This is a genomic window from Candidatus Nanopelagicales bacterium (assembly GCA_037045355.1).
Classification (GTDB): Bacteria; Actinomycetota; Actinomycetes; order S36-B12.
This window is the reverse complement of the sequence record JBAOHO010000009.1, coordinates 74,452-88,428: the sequence shown is the minus strand read 5'-3', so window position 1 is coordinate 88,428 and position 13,977 is coordinate 74,452. Positions and strand designations below refer to the sequence as shown.

Sequence of the window (13,977 nt, the reverse complement as noted above, 5' to 3'; positions counted from 1 at the left end):
CTGTGTGTCCGTTAACCCTGTGTGTCCGCTGGAGTCGTTGTCCTGGCCGCGTCGGTCAGGCGGCCGGCAGTCTGTTCGGCGATGGCGCGCTCCTCGTCGGTCGGCACCACCATGACGGTGACGGGTGTCCCCCTGCGACTGATCACCCCCGGGTCGGCAGCCCGATTGGCGGTCACGTCGATGCCGATGCCGAGCGGCTCCAGGTCACTGCAGACCCTTTCCCGGGTCCACCAGTCGTGTTCTCCGATCCCGGCGGTGAACACCACGGCATCGACTTCGCCGAGCACCGCCAGATAGGCGCCGAGGTACTTGCGCAACCGGTGGGCGAACATCTCCCGCGCCAGGTCGGCCGCGGCATCACCCTGTTCGGCGCGCTCGTGAATGATCCGCATGTCGTTGTCCCCACACAGCGCGCGCAGCCCGGACCGCTTGTTGAGCAGCTCATCCACCTCGTCGACGGTCATGCCGGCACGAACGAGCATCAGCGGGATCGCAGGGTCGACGTCACCACTGCGAGTGCCCATGATGAGCCCCTCCAGTGGCGTGGTCCCCATGGAGGTTTCGACACTGATTCCTCCGCGGATGGCGCAGGCGCTGGCTCCATTGCCAAGGTGCAACGACACGATGTTCAGCTCCTCGATCGGTCGATCGAGCACGCGTGCCGCGCGATCGGCGACGTACTGGTGCGAGGTCCCATGAAAGCCGTACCGGCGCAGGTGGTGGGCGCGGGCGAGCTCCGGATCCAGTGCGTAGTAGCGGGCAGCGTCCGGAATGGTCGTGTGGAACGCCGTGTCGAACACCGCCACCTGAGGCAGATCCGGGAACTCCGCACGAGCCGCATTGATCCCCGCGAGCGCCGCCGGGTTGTGCAGCGGCGCCAGGGGGACGCACTGTTCGATGGCCGCCACCACTGCGTCATCGATCAACGCGGGCGCGGTGAAATGGTCGCCACCGTGGACGACTCGATGCCCTACCGCGGCCGGAGTGGCACCGGCAGCAGCGAGCGAGGATCGCAACTCACCGAAAGCCTGTCGATGATCGGACACCGGCGCTCCCGGCTCACCGATGCGCTCCACCAGGCCGCTCAGACTGCGCTCCCCGGTCTCGGGATCGACCAGCGCGTACTTCAGTGACGACGATCCGGCGTTGATGACCAGGACAAGCATCAGGCCCGCCCCGATGACTGCGCCTGGATGGCCGTGATGACAACCGTGTTCACGATGTCGTCGACTGTCGCGCCGCGACTGAGGTCGTTGACGGGTAGTCGCAACCCCTGCAGGACGGGGCCGATGGCCACGGCTCCGGCGGATCGTTGGACGGCCTTGTAGGTGTTGTTGCCGGTGTTGAGGTCGGGGAAGACCAAGACGGTCGCCCGCCCGGCCACCGGGGACTGCGGCAGTTTCGCGATCGCGACCGCGGGATCGACCGCGGCGTCGTATTGGATCGGTCCTTCGACCATCAGTGCCGGATCACGCTCCCTCACCAGCGCCGTCGCCGCGCTGACCTTGTCGACATCGGCGCCGGCCCCTGACGATCCCGTCGAGTACGACAACATCGCAACGTAGGGATCGATCCCGAAGGACTTCGCCGTCGCTGCCGATGACAGCGCGATGTCGGCCAACTGCTCGGCGGAAGGGTCGGGCACCACGGCACAATCGCCGAACACGAGCACCCGGTCGGGCAATGCCATCAGGAACACGCTGGAGACCACGGACGTGCCGGGCGCGGTGCGGATGATCTGCAGCGCGGGTCTGACGGTATCGGCGGTCGTGTGGGTGGCTCCACTGACCATCCCGTCCGCGGCCCCGGTGTGCACCATCAAGGTGCCGAACCACGAAGGGTCCGAGGCGAGATCGTGCGCGGTCTGCGCCGACATTCCGCGGTGACGCCGGGCCTCGAGAATCACTTCCGCGAACTCGTCGATGTCCGGATCCATGCGGGGATCGCGGATCTCGATGCTGGACAGATCCAGCCCCAGGCCATGCGCGCGATCGAGGATCTCTTCGGGATTCCCGAGAATGACCAAGGACACGACATCGCGCCGCAGCAGTCGGTCCGCGGCGATCAGGATGCGGTCGTCGTCACCCTCGGGCAACACGATGCGGCGGCGATCCTCCCGGGCCCGTGTCATCAACTGACGCTCGAACATCACCGGAGTCACGGTGCTGGATCTCGTACTGCGAACCCGCTCGACCAGGTTGTCGAAATCAACGCTGTCCTCGAACAGGCGCAGGCCGGTCGCCAGACGACGTTCGTCTCCGGATTCAAGACTTCCCCGGGCTCGCGACACGAGATCGACGGTCTCGTAGGTGTCGCGCTCGGTCAGCAGGATCGGTAGGGATGACTCACCAAGCCCATGCGTCAGGCGCAGCACCTCGTCGTCGGGTCGGTAGCCACCGGTCAGCAGCAGGCCCGCGATCGGTGGATATCCGGAACTGAACTGCGCGGCCTCGGCCATCAGGATCACATCAGCGCGGTCACCGGGGGTGACCAGCAGCGCATGCGGTTCGAGTCTGCGCATCAAATGCGGCAGGGTCATGGCCGCCACCACGATTCGGTGGATGTCACGCGTCATGGCTTCCGCGTCACCAGCGATCACTTCCGCCCCGAGTTCAGCCGCGAGGTCTCCCATGGTCACGTGCCCCAGTGCGGGCTCTTCGACCATGAACCAGATGGGTGCATCGGTCCGGGTGTCGACACGGGCCCGGAACTCTTCGAGTTCGTCGGCCGGCACCCGATTGACGACGAATCCAACGATCGGGACATGGCGTTCAGCCAGGCTGGAACTCGCAGCCGACAGCACCCCGCCGAGTTGGTCGGGCCGGTGAGCGTGAGCGCGAGCGACGATGACACAACTCGCACCCAGGTGCGCTGCGATCTCGGAGTTGAGTGCGAATTCGAATGCAGCCGACGCACCGGTGTAGTCGGTCCCCTCGACCACCACGACATCGCAGGAGCGCGCCAGGACCTCGAACTTGGCGAGAATGGCGTGGACGAGCGCCGGGTCGACACTCTCGCCCAGCCCTCGGGTGTCCTCGGTCGTGACGCCGTACGACTCCTCGTAGTCCTGGGCCAGCCGGAACCGGCTGCGCATCATCTCGATGACCCGATCACGTTCGGGCGACTTCGCGATCACGGGCCGGAAGTACCCCACACGGCCGCTGGCGGTCGCGGCGACTTCCATCGCACCGAAACTGACCAGGGACTTGCCACTCTCGGGCTCGAGCGATGCGACGTAGATGACGGTCGGTCCGGTCACGGCAGCACACCACAGTGAGCCATGGCCATGCGCAGCACACGGTCCCGACCTCCCGGCAACTCCACCAGGACGTCGGCGCTGAATGCCTCCATCGGGGTGAGCCAGGACAGATCCAGAGCCTGCTGGGATGGGCGGCATTCCCCCGCCACCGGAACCACGTACGCCAGTGACACGGCGTGATGCCGCTCGTCGACGAATCCCGTGACGTCGGGGTCGGGGAAGTACTCGATGACCGTGAACGGCTGCGGCTCCGGTGGGATACGCGGTAGGGCGAGGGGACCGAGGTCCTTCTCCAAGTGGCGCAGCAAGGCATCGCGCACCCGCTCGCCCTTCTGCACCCGACCGGACACGAACTTGCGTTCGAGCATGCCGGTACGGCCGGCCGCCAACAACAGCCCGATCGACGTCACAAGGCCGCGGTCATCCACCCGCACCGGAATCGCGTCGATGTAGATCAGCGGCAATTGGTCACGAGCCTGTTGCATGGCGTCGTCCGACAGCCAACCGCCACGAGTCTGCGTCATGTCCGCCGACATAGGTCTCCCCTCATCCAGTGGAACCATCCTGTCGTGGCCCCAGCCCTGATGTGGCTCCGGGACCTTACTGGCTCGATCCGCCCGCGACGGGCCAGACGATCTGGGTCGCCCATGTGGCCGGGTCGCTGCCGTCGCCGGGATCGGTCAGATACGACTCCCACATCAGCTCGCCCATGGTGAGGCCTTCGCCAGAGGCCCATTGCCAGATCCGGTGGTAGGTGTCGGCGAGGGTGTCGTAGGGACCGATGTGCATGGCGACAATCGCCCGTCCGCCGGGAAGTTCGTACGGCTCGACCTCACCGTCGGCCACGATGGGGCGGTCGATGGGAATCCCCGCGACGATCTCGATCGTGTCGCCGGGCATGCGCGGATACAACCCGAACGGCGCGCCAGCGGGGGTCGCCCCTTGCGCAGCGATCGCGGCCATGAGCCTGGGGAACGCCCGATCGTAGAAGCCGGTGATCTCGCCCATGGGGACCTCGGCGTGGATGACGGCGGCGGGCACCGCCTCGATCTGCTGGATCTCGAACTCGGCCATGATCAAACCCTCCTGTTCGGACTGCTGGCAGTCTGCCACCGTCGGCGCGCTGATCAGGTGCCAGGCTCGTGCGCCAGCCAATGCACCGCGACCGCGACGGCAGCGGCCACGTTGAGCGAGTCGATGTCGTGGGCCATCGGTATCCGGACCCGGAGGTCGGCCTCCCGCTGGATCTGCGCGGGTAAGCCCGCGCCCTCGGTCCCGACGATCAGCGCCGTGGGTCCGGGCTGCGGCAGGACACTCGTCAGAGGGACCGCGTCAGGCGCCGGAGTGAGCGCCAAGGTCCGGAATCCCGCCAGATCGCCGACCCACTCCCCGGTGCGGGTCCACGGCAGGGAGAACACCGTTCCCATCGACACCCGCACGGCCCTGCGGTACAGCGGGTCGGCGCAGTCCTGCGTGACCAGGACCGCATCGACACCCAGCGCGGCCGCGGACCGGAATGCCGCCCCCACATTGGTGTGGTCCACCAGTCCCCCGAGGACCAGCACCAGTCGGGCCCCCGCGAGAACCTCCGCCACCGACGGCAGTTCCCGGCGCGCCATCGCAGCCATGGGACCTCGGTGCATGCGGAACCCGGTGGTCCGGGCGAGCACCGCAGGTTCGGCCACCAGGACCGGCGCATCACTGTCGTACGTAGCGAGCACAGCGGCCACGTCAGGCAGCCATCGCTCACCGGTCAGCACCGAACGCGGCCGATAGCCGACCTCCAGAGCCCTCTCGATGACCGCGAGGCTCTCGGCCATGAACAGGCCCTCTCGGGGTTCGCGGACCCGGCGCAGGGCAACGTCGGTCAAGTCCGTGTAGTCCCGCAGCCTGACATCGGCCGGGTCGGTCACGATGGTGGCGACGAGGGCTCCCCTGAGTCGCCGAAGGCGCCACCGAGTGCAGCCATGGCCTTGCTGAGTTCGGCGGGGACCACCCAGACCTTGCTGGCCGTGCCGTTCGCGATCGTCGGCAGTGACTGAAGGTACTGGTAGGCGAGCACTCGCTGGTCGATGTCGGACTCCTTGATCGACTCGACGATGCGTCGGATGGACTCCGCCTCGGCATTCGCGCGCAGCACACGTGCCTGGGCCTCACCCTCGGCGGTGAGCACCGATGACTCCCGGGCGCCCTGGGCGGTCAGGATCGCCGACTGCTTCGCGCCTTCGGCATTGAGGATCGCCGCACGCTTGTCGCGTTCGGCCTTCATCTGCTTCTCCATCGATTCCTGCACGGAGGGCGGCGGGTCGATCGACTTCAACTCAACCCGGTTGACCCGAATCCCCCACTTGCCAGTGGCTTCGTCCAGGACTCCCCGCAGCGCCATGTTGATCTCCTCGCGGGAGGTCAACGTGCGCTCGAGGTCCATACCTCCGACGACGTTGCGCAAGGTCGTGACCGTCAGTTGCTCGACCCCTCGGATGTAATCCTCGATCTCGTACGTGGCCGACTTCGGGTCGATCACAGAGAAGTAGATCACCGTGTCGATCTGGACCACCAGGTTGTCTTCGGTGATGACGGGCTGAGGTGGGAAGGACACCACCTGCTCACGTAGATCGATCAACGGCTTGAGCCGGTCGACGAACGGGATCACGATGCTGAGCCCGGCATTGAGGGTGCGGTGGTAGCGACCCAGGCGCTCCACGATTCCGGCCCGCGCCTGGGGCACGATCCGAATGGTCTTCGCCAAGGTGATGATGACGATCAGCACGATCAGTGCGCTGATCACCGGTCCGACCGGAAGGGTCATGTCGTTCCTCCTACGTCAGGCGACGAGTGCCGTGGCGCCTTCGATCTGCAGTACCTGAACTGTGGCGCCCTCGGGGTAGACGGTGCTGCCGTCGAAGGAGCGGGCGCTCCACACCTCGCCGGCGAGCTTCACGCGCCCATCGTCGGCGGTGACCTCGCTCAGCACCTTGGCGTCCGCGCCGACCAGCGCCGCCGCCCCGGAGCGAAGTTCCCGAGGAACAGCCATGTGGCGGCGAGCGATGGGGCGCACCACGCCGATCATGGCTGCGCTGACGACCGCGAAGACCAACCACGGAGCCCACTCGCTGCCCGTCAAGGCCGCGGTCAATCCCCCAGCCAACGCCCCCACGCCCACCATGCCCAGGACCAAGGCGCCGCCGGTGACGACCTCTGCGATGCCGAGCACCAGCGCGGCGATCACCCAGAAGGTCCACGGCTCCATGACGTCAGCCTACGTCGGCTCGACTCCCACCACTACGTGGCGAACGCCCAGTAGCGGTTGAAAACCCGGCGCACCGACAACTCGACATCGAAAGTGCGGGTGAGGTTCTCGTCGGTGAGGACCAGATCGATCTCACCTTGCTCCAGCACCGTTCCGTACCGCATCAACATGGCGTGCGTGTAACCCGGGGGGATCTCCTCGACGTGGTGGGTGATCATCACCTGTACCGGAGCGTCCGGATCTGCGGCGAGGTGCCCCAATCGCTCGACCAGCCCTTCGCGGGAGCCGAGATCGAGACCGGCGGCGGGCTCGTCGAGGAGCAGCAACTCGGGGTCGGGGAACAGGGCCCGGGCGACCAGAGCCCGCTTCTGTTCGCCGTCGGACAACGTCCCGAACCGGCGGATGGCCAGATGACCGATTCCCATGGTCTCGAGCATCGCATGGGCGCGATCGACGTCGACCGGGTCATAACGTTCGCGGAAGCGGCCGGCGATGGCCCAGCCCGCGGTCATGACCACATCCAGGACCGACTCCCGCTCGGGAATGCGGGCGGTCGTCCGAGTGGACACGACCCCGATCGCCGAGCGGAGTCCGAAGACGTCCGTCAAGCCCAGCGGCTCGCCGAGGATCTCGACACTGCCGCTGGTGGGATGAGAGGTGGTGGCCAGGATGTCCATCAGCGAGGTCTTACCGGCGCCGTTGGGACCGAGGATGACCCAGCGCTGTCCGGTCTCGACGGTCCAGGTGACGTTGTCGACGATGTCGCGATCCCCGCGCTGGACAGTGGCACCGACGGCCCGCACGACTACTGCCACGCTGGAACCTTACCGGGCCTCCACCTGCCCGGGCAGCCGGAACGGGCGCGGGCGGGCGTTCGCTCCGCCGAGGACCCGATCAGGACTAGGGTTCGGCCCGTGCGGGACAACTGGCCACTCGGTGAACCAGGTGACCGATGATCGCGATCGGTCGAGTCGTGGCAGCCGGCGAACTGACCTGGTGGCTCAACGCGACGCTGTGCGGCTGCGTCAGCCCCGACATGGCCACCGAGCATGTGCGCGGCCGCGTGACCTTCCCGGGTGAGCACGGCACTACCTGGCCGTTGGCTCTCGGTGCGCTGCGCCGGCGACAGGTACGTTGCCTGCACATCCGCTACGTGGAACCCGGTGATCCCTTGGGACTGCCCGGCCCGGCGGAAGTGAGCAAGGCAGCGGTGGCCGCGGGGCTCGCCCTGGTGACCGATTCCGGCGCGGTGACGGTGGTGCCGGTCACGGCGATGCCCGACATCGTGGCGGCGTGGGTCGCCGTCGAGTCGACCCCGACGCCCGACTCGATCCTGCCGCTGGGGACACTTCGCGAGGCTCGGGGATTGATGAGAGAAGCGATGGCCGAGGTCACCGCCACCCTGACCGGCCTACCCACCGACGAACGGGCCCTCGCCGCTATCGCCGCCTTCCGCGACTTCACCGGCCCGGTCCCTCCTCCTCGCTTCCCTCCGGAAGCCGCACAAGTGGCGGACGCCGCCCTGCGGGTCTGGTGGCTCACCTCGATCGCCGGGGATCTCGCGCAGCGTCGCTCGATTCCGCTGCCCGCCGCCGTCACTCACCTGCGACCCCTGGCCCGCCGTGCGGCGTCCGTCGCGTTCAGCGAGCGTCCCGCGTAGGGCGTGATCTCAACCCCGGTACGGTGGCTGTTGTCATGACGACGCTACTCATCACTCTCAGTGGCCACGACCGGCCGGGGCTCACCGCCCGCGTCTTCACAGCCCTGACCGGCGACGTCCTGGACGTGGGGCAATCAGTGCTGCAGGGTCGTCTCGTCCAGATGGTCCTGTTACGCACGCGCCCCGATGAAGTCGCGGCGCTGACCCGCAGCCTGCAGGCAGTGGCCACAGATCTCGACCTCGACCTCGATGTCAGCGTTGCCGATGACCTGCCCAACCGACATCAGGGACTGCGGCACCGAATCACGGTGATCGCCGCACCGTTGGCTCCTGCCGACGTGGCGGCAGTATCTCGAGCCATCGCCGACTGCGGCGGCAACATCGAGCGCGTCGACCGGATCGCCGACTATCCGGTGACTGCGGTGGAATTCGTTGCGGGCGGCCCGACCCTGGACGTCATCCGCGCCTCCGTGACCGCAGCCGCGCGAGACGTCGGGGTCGACATCTCCGTCCAGCCCGTGGGGCTGGACCGGTTCGGTCGCCGCCTGGTAGTCCTCGACGTCGACTCCACCGTGATCCAGGACGAGGTGATCGAACTACTCGCCGACCACACCGGCAACCTCGACCGAGTCGCTGCGATCACCGAGCGTGCCATGAAGGGCGAGATCGATTTCGCTCAGTCACTCACCGAGCGTGTCGCCCTGCTTGCCGGCGCGCCGGAGTCGGTCGTGGACGAGGTCCGCGCCAAAGTCCGGCTGACACCCGGTGCACGGACCCTGTGCCGGACCTTGATCCGGCTCGGCCATGAGGTGGCCCTGGTCAGTGGTGGCTTCATTGAGGTGGTCCAACCGATCGCCGACGGATCTGGGGGTCAACCTGGTGCGCGCCAATCGTCTGGAGGTCCGCGACGGCTACTTGACCGGTCGCGTCATCGGTCCGATCGTCGACCGCGCCGGCAAGGCAGCGGCCCTGCGGGAGTTCGCCGCGGAGACCGGCGTCCCTATCGCACGCACGGTGGCGATCGGTGACGGCGCCAACGACCTGGACATGATGGCCGCCGCCGGACTCGGCGTGGCGTTCAATGCCAAACCAGTCGTGCGGCAGGCCGCCGACACCTCCGTGAACGTGCCATTCCTGGACAGCGTGCTATTCCTGCTCGGGATGCCCCGCGAGGAGATCGAGGCGGCCGACGCGCAGGCATCTGCCCCAACCGCCGACGCGCAGGCGTCTTTAGGGAACGCGTGACGGAAGGCAATCCACCCGGGCATCAGGCTTCCGAGATGCCGAAGAGATGCCGACGCGCCTTCAACCGCGCGGCACGACGAAGTTGCGCAGGGCCGCGCCGGCGGGGCGCAACTGCGACCAGGGGTCATTCAGACTGAGGACGGCGATCGCGCTGGTCGGGTACTTGACCTCCATCCGGGCAAGGAGTCCGGACCCGCTGCCCGGCCCGGCCAGCCCGGCGGCCAGATCCTCGCAGCCGGGGTTGTGTCCCACGAGGACCAGGGTGGCCACCTCCTCGGGACATTCGGCGACCACTTGCAGAAGCTGTCCCCAACTGGCCAGATAGATCCGTTCGTCGAATCCGGTGGGTACCGATTCTCCGAGCTGCTCCGCAGCCAGCGCCCAGGTCTGGCGGGTCCGTTCCGCCGTCGACACGACCGCTCGGTCGATCCGGTGACCCGACTCCGCCAACCATCGCCCAGCCGCCGGCGCATCCCGACGCCCCCGCCCATTCAACGGTCGCTGGTGGTCAGGAACTCCCGGCGGATAGTCGGATTTCGCGTGGCGCAGGATGATCAAGGTGCGGTCGGTTGCGGACATGGCGACATCCTGCCCGATGACCGGCGCGGTCGGCCGAGGGTTGGGCTCGATACGGCAGGATGGGTGGATGCGGGACCTTGACCTCGATGAGTTGGCCCGACTCGCGGCATCGGCGGCGGGATGCGAGTACGCGTCAGCTCGACTGGTCCGGACCCGGACCGCGGTACACAGCCGGCGCGATCGGGAACCGCAAGCAGACGTCGACCACGAATCACTGTCCCTGGGACTGAGGGTCCTGCGTGACGGGTGTTGGGGATTTGCCTCCACCGATGACCTGTCCCCCTCTTCAGCGGCGGCTGCCCTGCAGCGGGCCGTCGACTTGGCCATCGTCGCGCAGCCCACTGTCGTCACTCCGGTGACGATGGCCGACGAACCGGTTCATGTGGGCGAATGGCACAGCGGAGCCAGCTGTCGACCCGTTCACCCTGAGCGCCCGGCAACGAGCCGACTTCCTGACCTGGGGGAACGACCTGCTGCTCGGCGCGACCGGGGTCGACCACGCCGAGTCCTATGCCATGGCCGTGTGCGAGGAAGTCCGGTACGCCGACTCAGCCGGCACCCGGACCCACCAACAGCGGGTCCGTACCCACGCGGAGTTCACCGGTATCAACGTCTCCGGGCCAGGCTTCGACAGCATGCGTACGATCGCACCACCCGCCGGACGGGGTTGGGAGCATTTCACGGGCCCCGACGGATACGACTGGGAGTCGGAGCTGGCCGAGCTCCCGGGACACTTGAACGCGAAGGTCACAGCCCCCAGCGTCGAGCCCGGGCGCTACACGCTGGTCGTACACCCCACCAACCTGTGGCTGACGATCCACGAGTCCGTGGGTCACGCCACCGAGCTCGATCGTATCCGCGGCTACGAGGCCAACTACGCGGGCACGTCTTTCGTTCCCGTCGACGGCATCGGCTCACTGCGGTACGGATCCGATCTCATGAACATCGAAGCGGATCGGACCACTGAACGCGGATTGGCTTCCGTGGGGTGGGACGACGAGGGGGTGGCGGCACAGTCCTGGCCGCTGATCGCAGACGGAGTACTGGTCGATGTGCAGTTGGATCGCGCGATGGCCGCGGATCTGGGTCGCGTGCGCAGCAATGGCTGCGCGTACGCCGACTCGGGCTCTCATGTGCCGATTCAACGCATGCCCAACGTCAGCCTGCTGGCCGACCCGGCCGGCGGTAGCCTCGACGATCTGGTGGCGGGCGTGGAGGACGGGATTCTGGTGGTGGGCGACGGGTCCTGGTCTATCGACATGCAGCGCTACAACTTCCAGTTCACCGGGCAGCGCTTCGAACGTATCCGCAGTGGACGGCTGGCGGGCCCGGTCCGCGATGTCGCCTATCAGGGCAGCACACCGCAGTTCTGGCGATCTCTGGTAGCCCTGGGGGGGCCGGACACCTATCACCTGGGCGGGGCAGTGAACTGCGGCAAGGGACAGCCGGGCCAGGTGGCCCCGGTCTCGCACGGTTGTCCGCCGGCGGTCTTCGACCAGGTGAACGTGCTCAACGCCGCGGCGGAGGCGGGCCGATGATGACCCCGCAGGAGATCGTCGAGGCCGCGTTGGCGCGCGCCAACGGTTGTCAGTTGGCTGTCGTGGTCTCCCATGCGGCTCAGTTGAACCTGCGCTGGGCGGGCAGCGCCCTGACAACCAACGGCGCCATCACTCAGCGTCAGGTGGACGTGGTGGCGATGCACCCGGACGGGGGCACGGCGACTGCGTCGGGTCAGGTCGCGAGCCGGAGTGACGTGGCCCGGCTCGTCGCATCGGCTCGGGATTCCGCGCTGGGGTCGCAACCCAGCGACGATCGCGCCCTCCTGCCTGATGGCACGACCGGATCCGATTGGACCCTGGAGCCCGGCGATGTGGATGCCCAGATGCTGCAGCCGCTGGCTACTGGCCTGGGCCAGTGGTTCCGCGCGGCCAGCGACAACGGTCACTTCGGTTACGCCGAGTACGACGTCACAACGACTTACCTCGGCACCACTGCTGGGTCGCGGCTGCGCCATGTCCAACGTCAGAGCCGCGCTGAGTTCACCGCCAAAGCGGACAACGGTCGGCGGTCCTCCTGGGTCGGACGGGCCGACCCTGACCTGGCCGTCGACCTCACGTCAGTCGAGGAGGAACTGCGGCGGGGGCTCGCGGACCAGGCCACGGTCATGGACGTCTCACCCGGGCGCCATCGCGTGATCCTGGCACCCAGCGCGACCGCTGACCTGATGATCGAGTTGTACTGGGCAGCGGACGCGCGGGCGGCACTGGAGGGCAGGAGCGTCTTTGCTGCAGCGCCGGGCGCGACACGGATTGGCGAGACCCTGGCACCGGGGATCACCCTGGGCAGTGATCCGAACGACCGAGGACCCGCCATGGCGTGCCGGCCGTTCGAGGTCGCGACCGCGTCGTCGGACTCGTCGTCCACCTTCGACAACGCACTTCCACTGACCCCGACCGACTGGATCAGCGACGGCGTGCTGACCAATCTGATCAGCACCCGTCACACGGCGGCAGCGCTGGATCACCCCGCCACACCCGGGATCGACAACCTCACCATGAAGGTCACCGGGGGACATGGCGCGACCGCGGACCTAGTGGCGCGGACCGAGGACGCTTTGCTCATCACGTGCCTGTGGTACAACCGCGTGGTCGACCCCCAGACACTGCTGATCACCGGCCTGACCCGCGACGGCGTCTACGTCGTGCGCGACGGTCGCATCGTCGGCAGCAGTGGGAACTTCCGATTCAACGAATCGCCGGTTTCGCTGCTTGGCCGTATCGTTGAGGCAAGCGGCGAGGAGCGGACGTTGGCGCGTGAAATGGGCGACTATTTCAACCGAGCCACCATGCCCGCGCTGCTGGTCCGGGAGTTCAACCTGTCGACAGCGAGCGAGGCGCACTGATGTCTCTTCCCACTCCTTTCGACGCGGGCCGTGGCCCCGTGGTCCGGCGCGACACCGAAGTGCACAGCGTGACGAGCGCCCAGACCCCCTTGAGTCAAGAGCAACGGGCCCGCACCAAGCGCTACCTGATCTCGATGAGCATCCGCACCGCGTGTTTCCTGGGCGCGGTCATCGCGCAAGGGTGGCTGCGCTGGGCTCTGCTGGCCGGAGCCGTATTCCTGCCCTACATCGCCGTGGTCATGGCCAACGCCGGACGCGAGAACGATCCGATGGACGGGCCGCAGGCCGTACCTCCTGCCGATGTCACCGGCATCGAGGGCCGGCGCCCCGGGATCGGTACCTGAGCTCGCTGTGCTCACTTTGTTGCGGACCCCGCGCTGGCAGGCGTTCACCGCGGCGGCCATCGTCGCCATCATCGCTTTCGGTCTGCTCAGCCTGTGGCAATGGCACCGAGCCGAGGAGAAGCGACTCGAGTTCACGGCCGTCGAGGCGATGCTCACTGCCGAGCCCATTGCCGCCCAATCGTTGACGGAGCCCGGCGACTGGCAGGCCGTGACCGCCACCGGGACCTACGACCCGGACCAGCAGTTTCTCGTCCGCAATCAGCCTCAGAACGGTGCGAATGGGTTCTGGGTCGTCACTTTGCTTCGCTCGGACCCCCGCGACATCTGGGTGGTACGCGGTTGGGTCCCCGTCGATCTCGCGGCGGGGCTGACGCAGACGCCGCCGGCACCATCCTCAGGCACAGTCGACGTCACGGGTTACGCGCGCGTCTCGCAACCGGGACCTGTCAGGGCCGGTGCCGATCTCCCACCCGCGCAGATCACATCCGTGGCAGTCGGCGAGTTGGACGAGCAAGCAGGTGTTGCCACCGCACCGTTCTTCATCGTTGCCGACAACGACCCCCTGCGCCCGGTTGCCCCACCGGAACCGACGGACAGCCGTAACCTCTCCTACGCAGGGCAGTGGCTCCTATTCGCCGCCATCGCCATCGGGGGGTGGTTCTTCTTCCTACGCCGCGAGGCCCAGGACAGCGCCACGGTGGCGCCGATCGATGAGCCCGTGTCCACCAGCGGCTGACA

The 13,977-nt window shown here is 67.5% G+C and carries 16 protein-coding genes; 7 read left to right on the top strand and 9 right to left on the bottom strand.

Features of this window, described 5'->3' with window-relative positions:
* Window positions 1-11 precede the first annotated feature (11 nt).
* From V9E98_03050 to V9E98_03015, 8 genes are all read right to left on the bottom strand, one after another.
* On the bottom strand, window positions 12-1,166 hold the full coding sequence (locus tag V9E98_03050; protein ID MEI2715964.1) for an acetate kinase: 1,155 nt from the start codon (window positions 1,164-1,166) through the stop codon (window positions 12-14).
* The gene (gene pta / locus V9E98_03045; protein ID MEI2715963.1) at window positions 1,166-3,259 is read right to left on the bottom strand and encodes a phosphate acetyltransferase; all 2,094 of its coding nucleotides are present in this window, start codon (window positions 3,257-3,259) and stop codon (window positions 1,166-1,168) included. Before pta ends, V9E98_03050 begins: the two co-directional genes overlap by 1 nt.
* On the bottom strand, window positions 3,256-3,783 hold the full coding sequence (locus V9E98_03040; GenBank protein MEI2715962.1) for a DUF4916 domain-containing protein: 528 nt from the start codon (window positions 3,781-3,783) through the stop codon (window positions 3,256-3,258). The genes pta and V9E98_03040 overlap by 4 nt, the downstream gene beginning before the upstream one ends.
* 76 nt (window positions 3,784-3,859) lie before the next feature.
* Window positions 3,860-4,333 carry a GyrI-like domain-containing protein gene (locus V9E98_03035; GenBank protein ID MEI2715961.1) on the bottom strand — a complete coding sequence of 158 codons (474 nt, stop codon included), beginning with the start codon at window positions 4,331-4,333 and terminating at the stop codon, window positions 3,860-3,862.
* 53 nt (window positions 4,334-4,386) lie between these two features.
* Window positions 4,387-5,172: an RNA methyltransferase gene (locus tag V9E98_03030; protein MEI2715960.1), complete on the bottom strand. Its 786-nt coding sequence runs from the start codon at window positions 5,170-5,172 to the stop codon at window positions 4,387-4,389.
* Window positions 5,169-6,068, bottom strand: coding sequence for an SPFH domain-containing protein (locus V9E98_03025; GenBank protein MEI2715959.1), 900 nt, complete (start codon window positions 6,066-6,068; stop codon window positions 5,169-5,171). Before V9E98_03025 ends, V9E98_03030 begins: the two co-directional genes overlap by 4 nt.
* Before the next feature lie 15 nt (window positions 6,069-6,083).
* The gene (locus V9E98_03020) at window positions 6,084-6,509 is read right to left on the bottom strand and encodes an NfeD family protein (GenBank protein ID MEI2715958.1); all 426 of its coding nucleotides are present in this window, start codon (window positions 6,507-6,509) and stop codon (window positions 6,084-6,086) included.
* A 32-nt stretch (window positions 6,510-6,541) separates the two neighbouring features.
* Window positions 6,542-7,324, bottom strand: a complete 783-nt coding sequence (locus V9E98_03015) for an ABC transporter ATP-binding protein (GenBank protein MEI2715957.1) — start codon at window positions 7,322-7,324, stop codon at window positions 6,542-6,544.
* 137 nt (window positions 7,325-7,461) lie between these two features.
* On the opposite strand from V9E98_03015, the gene V9E98_03010 reads away from it, so the two are divergent.
* From V9E98_03010 to V9E98_03000, 3 genes are read left to right on the top strand one after another with little or no spacing between them, the layout of a single operon-like run.
* Entirely contained in the window at window positions 7,462-8,169 is a 708-nt protein-coding gene (locus tag V9E98_03010; protein ID MEI2715956.1) for a hypothetical protein, read from the top strand.
* 35 nt (window positions 8,170-8,204) lie between these two features.
* Window positions 8,205-9,197: an HAD-IB family phosphatase gene (locus V9E98_03005; protein ID MEI2715955.1), complete on the top strand. Its 993-nt coding sequence runs from the start codon at window positions 8,205-8,207 to the stop codon at window positions 9,195-9,197.
* Entirely contained in the window at window positions 9,184-9,414 is a 231-nt protein-coding gene (locus tag V9E98_03000; GenBank protein MEI2715954.1) for an HAD hydrolase family protein, read from the top strand. Before V9E98_03005 ends, V9E98_03000 begins: the two co-directional genes overlap by 14 nt.
* Window positions 9,415-9,474: 60 nt before the next feature.
* Here the strand turns inward: V9E98_03000 and V9E98_02995 are convergent, their stop codons facing one another.
* Window positions 9,475-9,993 carry a histidine phosphatase family protein gene (locus tag V9E98_02995; GenBank protein ID MEI2715953.1) on the bottom strand — a complete coding sequence of 173 codons (519 nt, stop codon included), beginning with the start codon at window positions 9,991-9,993 and terminating at the stop codon, window positions 9,475-9,477.
* Between the two features lie 380 nt (window positions 9,994-10,373).
* Here V9E98_02995 and V9E98_02990 point away from each other — a divergent pair, with 380 nt between their 5' ends.
* From V9E98_02990 to V9E98_02975, 4 genes are read left to right on the top strand one after another with little or no spacing between them, the layout of a single operon-like run.
* Window positions 10,374-11,531: a TldD/PmbA family protein gene (locus V9E98_02990; protein ID MEI2715952.1), complete on the top strand. Its 1,158-nt coding sequence runs from the start codon at window positions 10,374-10,376 to the stop codon at window positions 11,529-11,531.
* Entirely contained in the window at window positions 11,528-12,895 is a 1,368-nt protein-coding gene (locus V9E98_02985) for a metallopeptidase TldD-related protein (GenBank protein ID MEI2715951.1), read from the top strand. The genes V9E98_02990 and V9E98_02985 overlap by 4 nt, the downstream gene beginning before the upstream one ends.
* The gene (locus V9E98_02980) at window positions 12,895-13,239 is read left to right on the top strand and encodes a DUF3099 domain-containing protein (GenBank protein ID MEI2715950.1); all 345 of its coding nucleotides are present in this window, start codon (window positions 12,895-12,897) and stop codon (window positions 13,237-13,239) included. Before V9E98_02985 ends, V9E98_02980 begins: the two co-directional genes overlap by 1 nt.
* Window positions 13,196-13,975 carry an SURF1 family protein gene (locus tag V9E98_02975; protein ID MEI2715949.1) on the top strand — a complete coding sequence of 260 codons (780 nt, stop codon included), beginning with the start codon at window positions 13,196-13,198 and terminating at the stop codon, window positions 13,973-13,975. Before V9E98_02980 ends, V9E98_02975 begins: the two co-directional genes overlap by 44 nt.
* The last annotated feature ends 2 nt before the right edge of the window (window positions 13,976-13,977 follow it).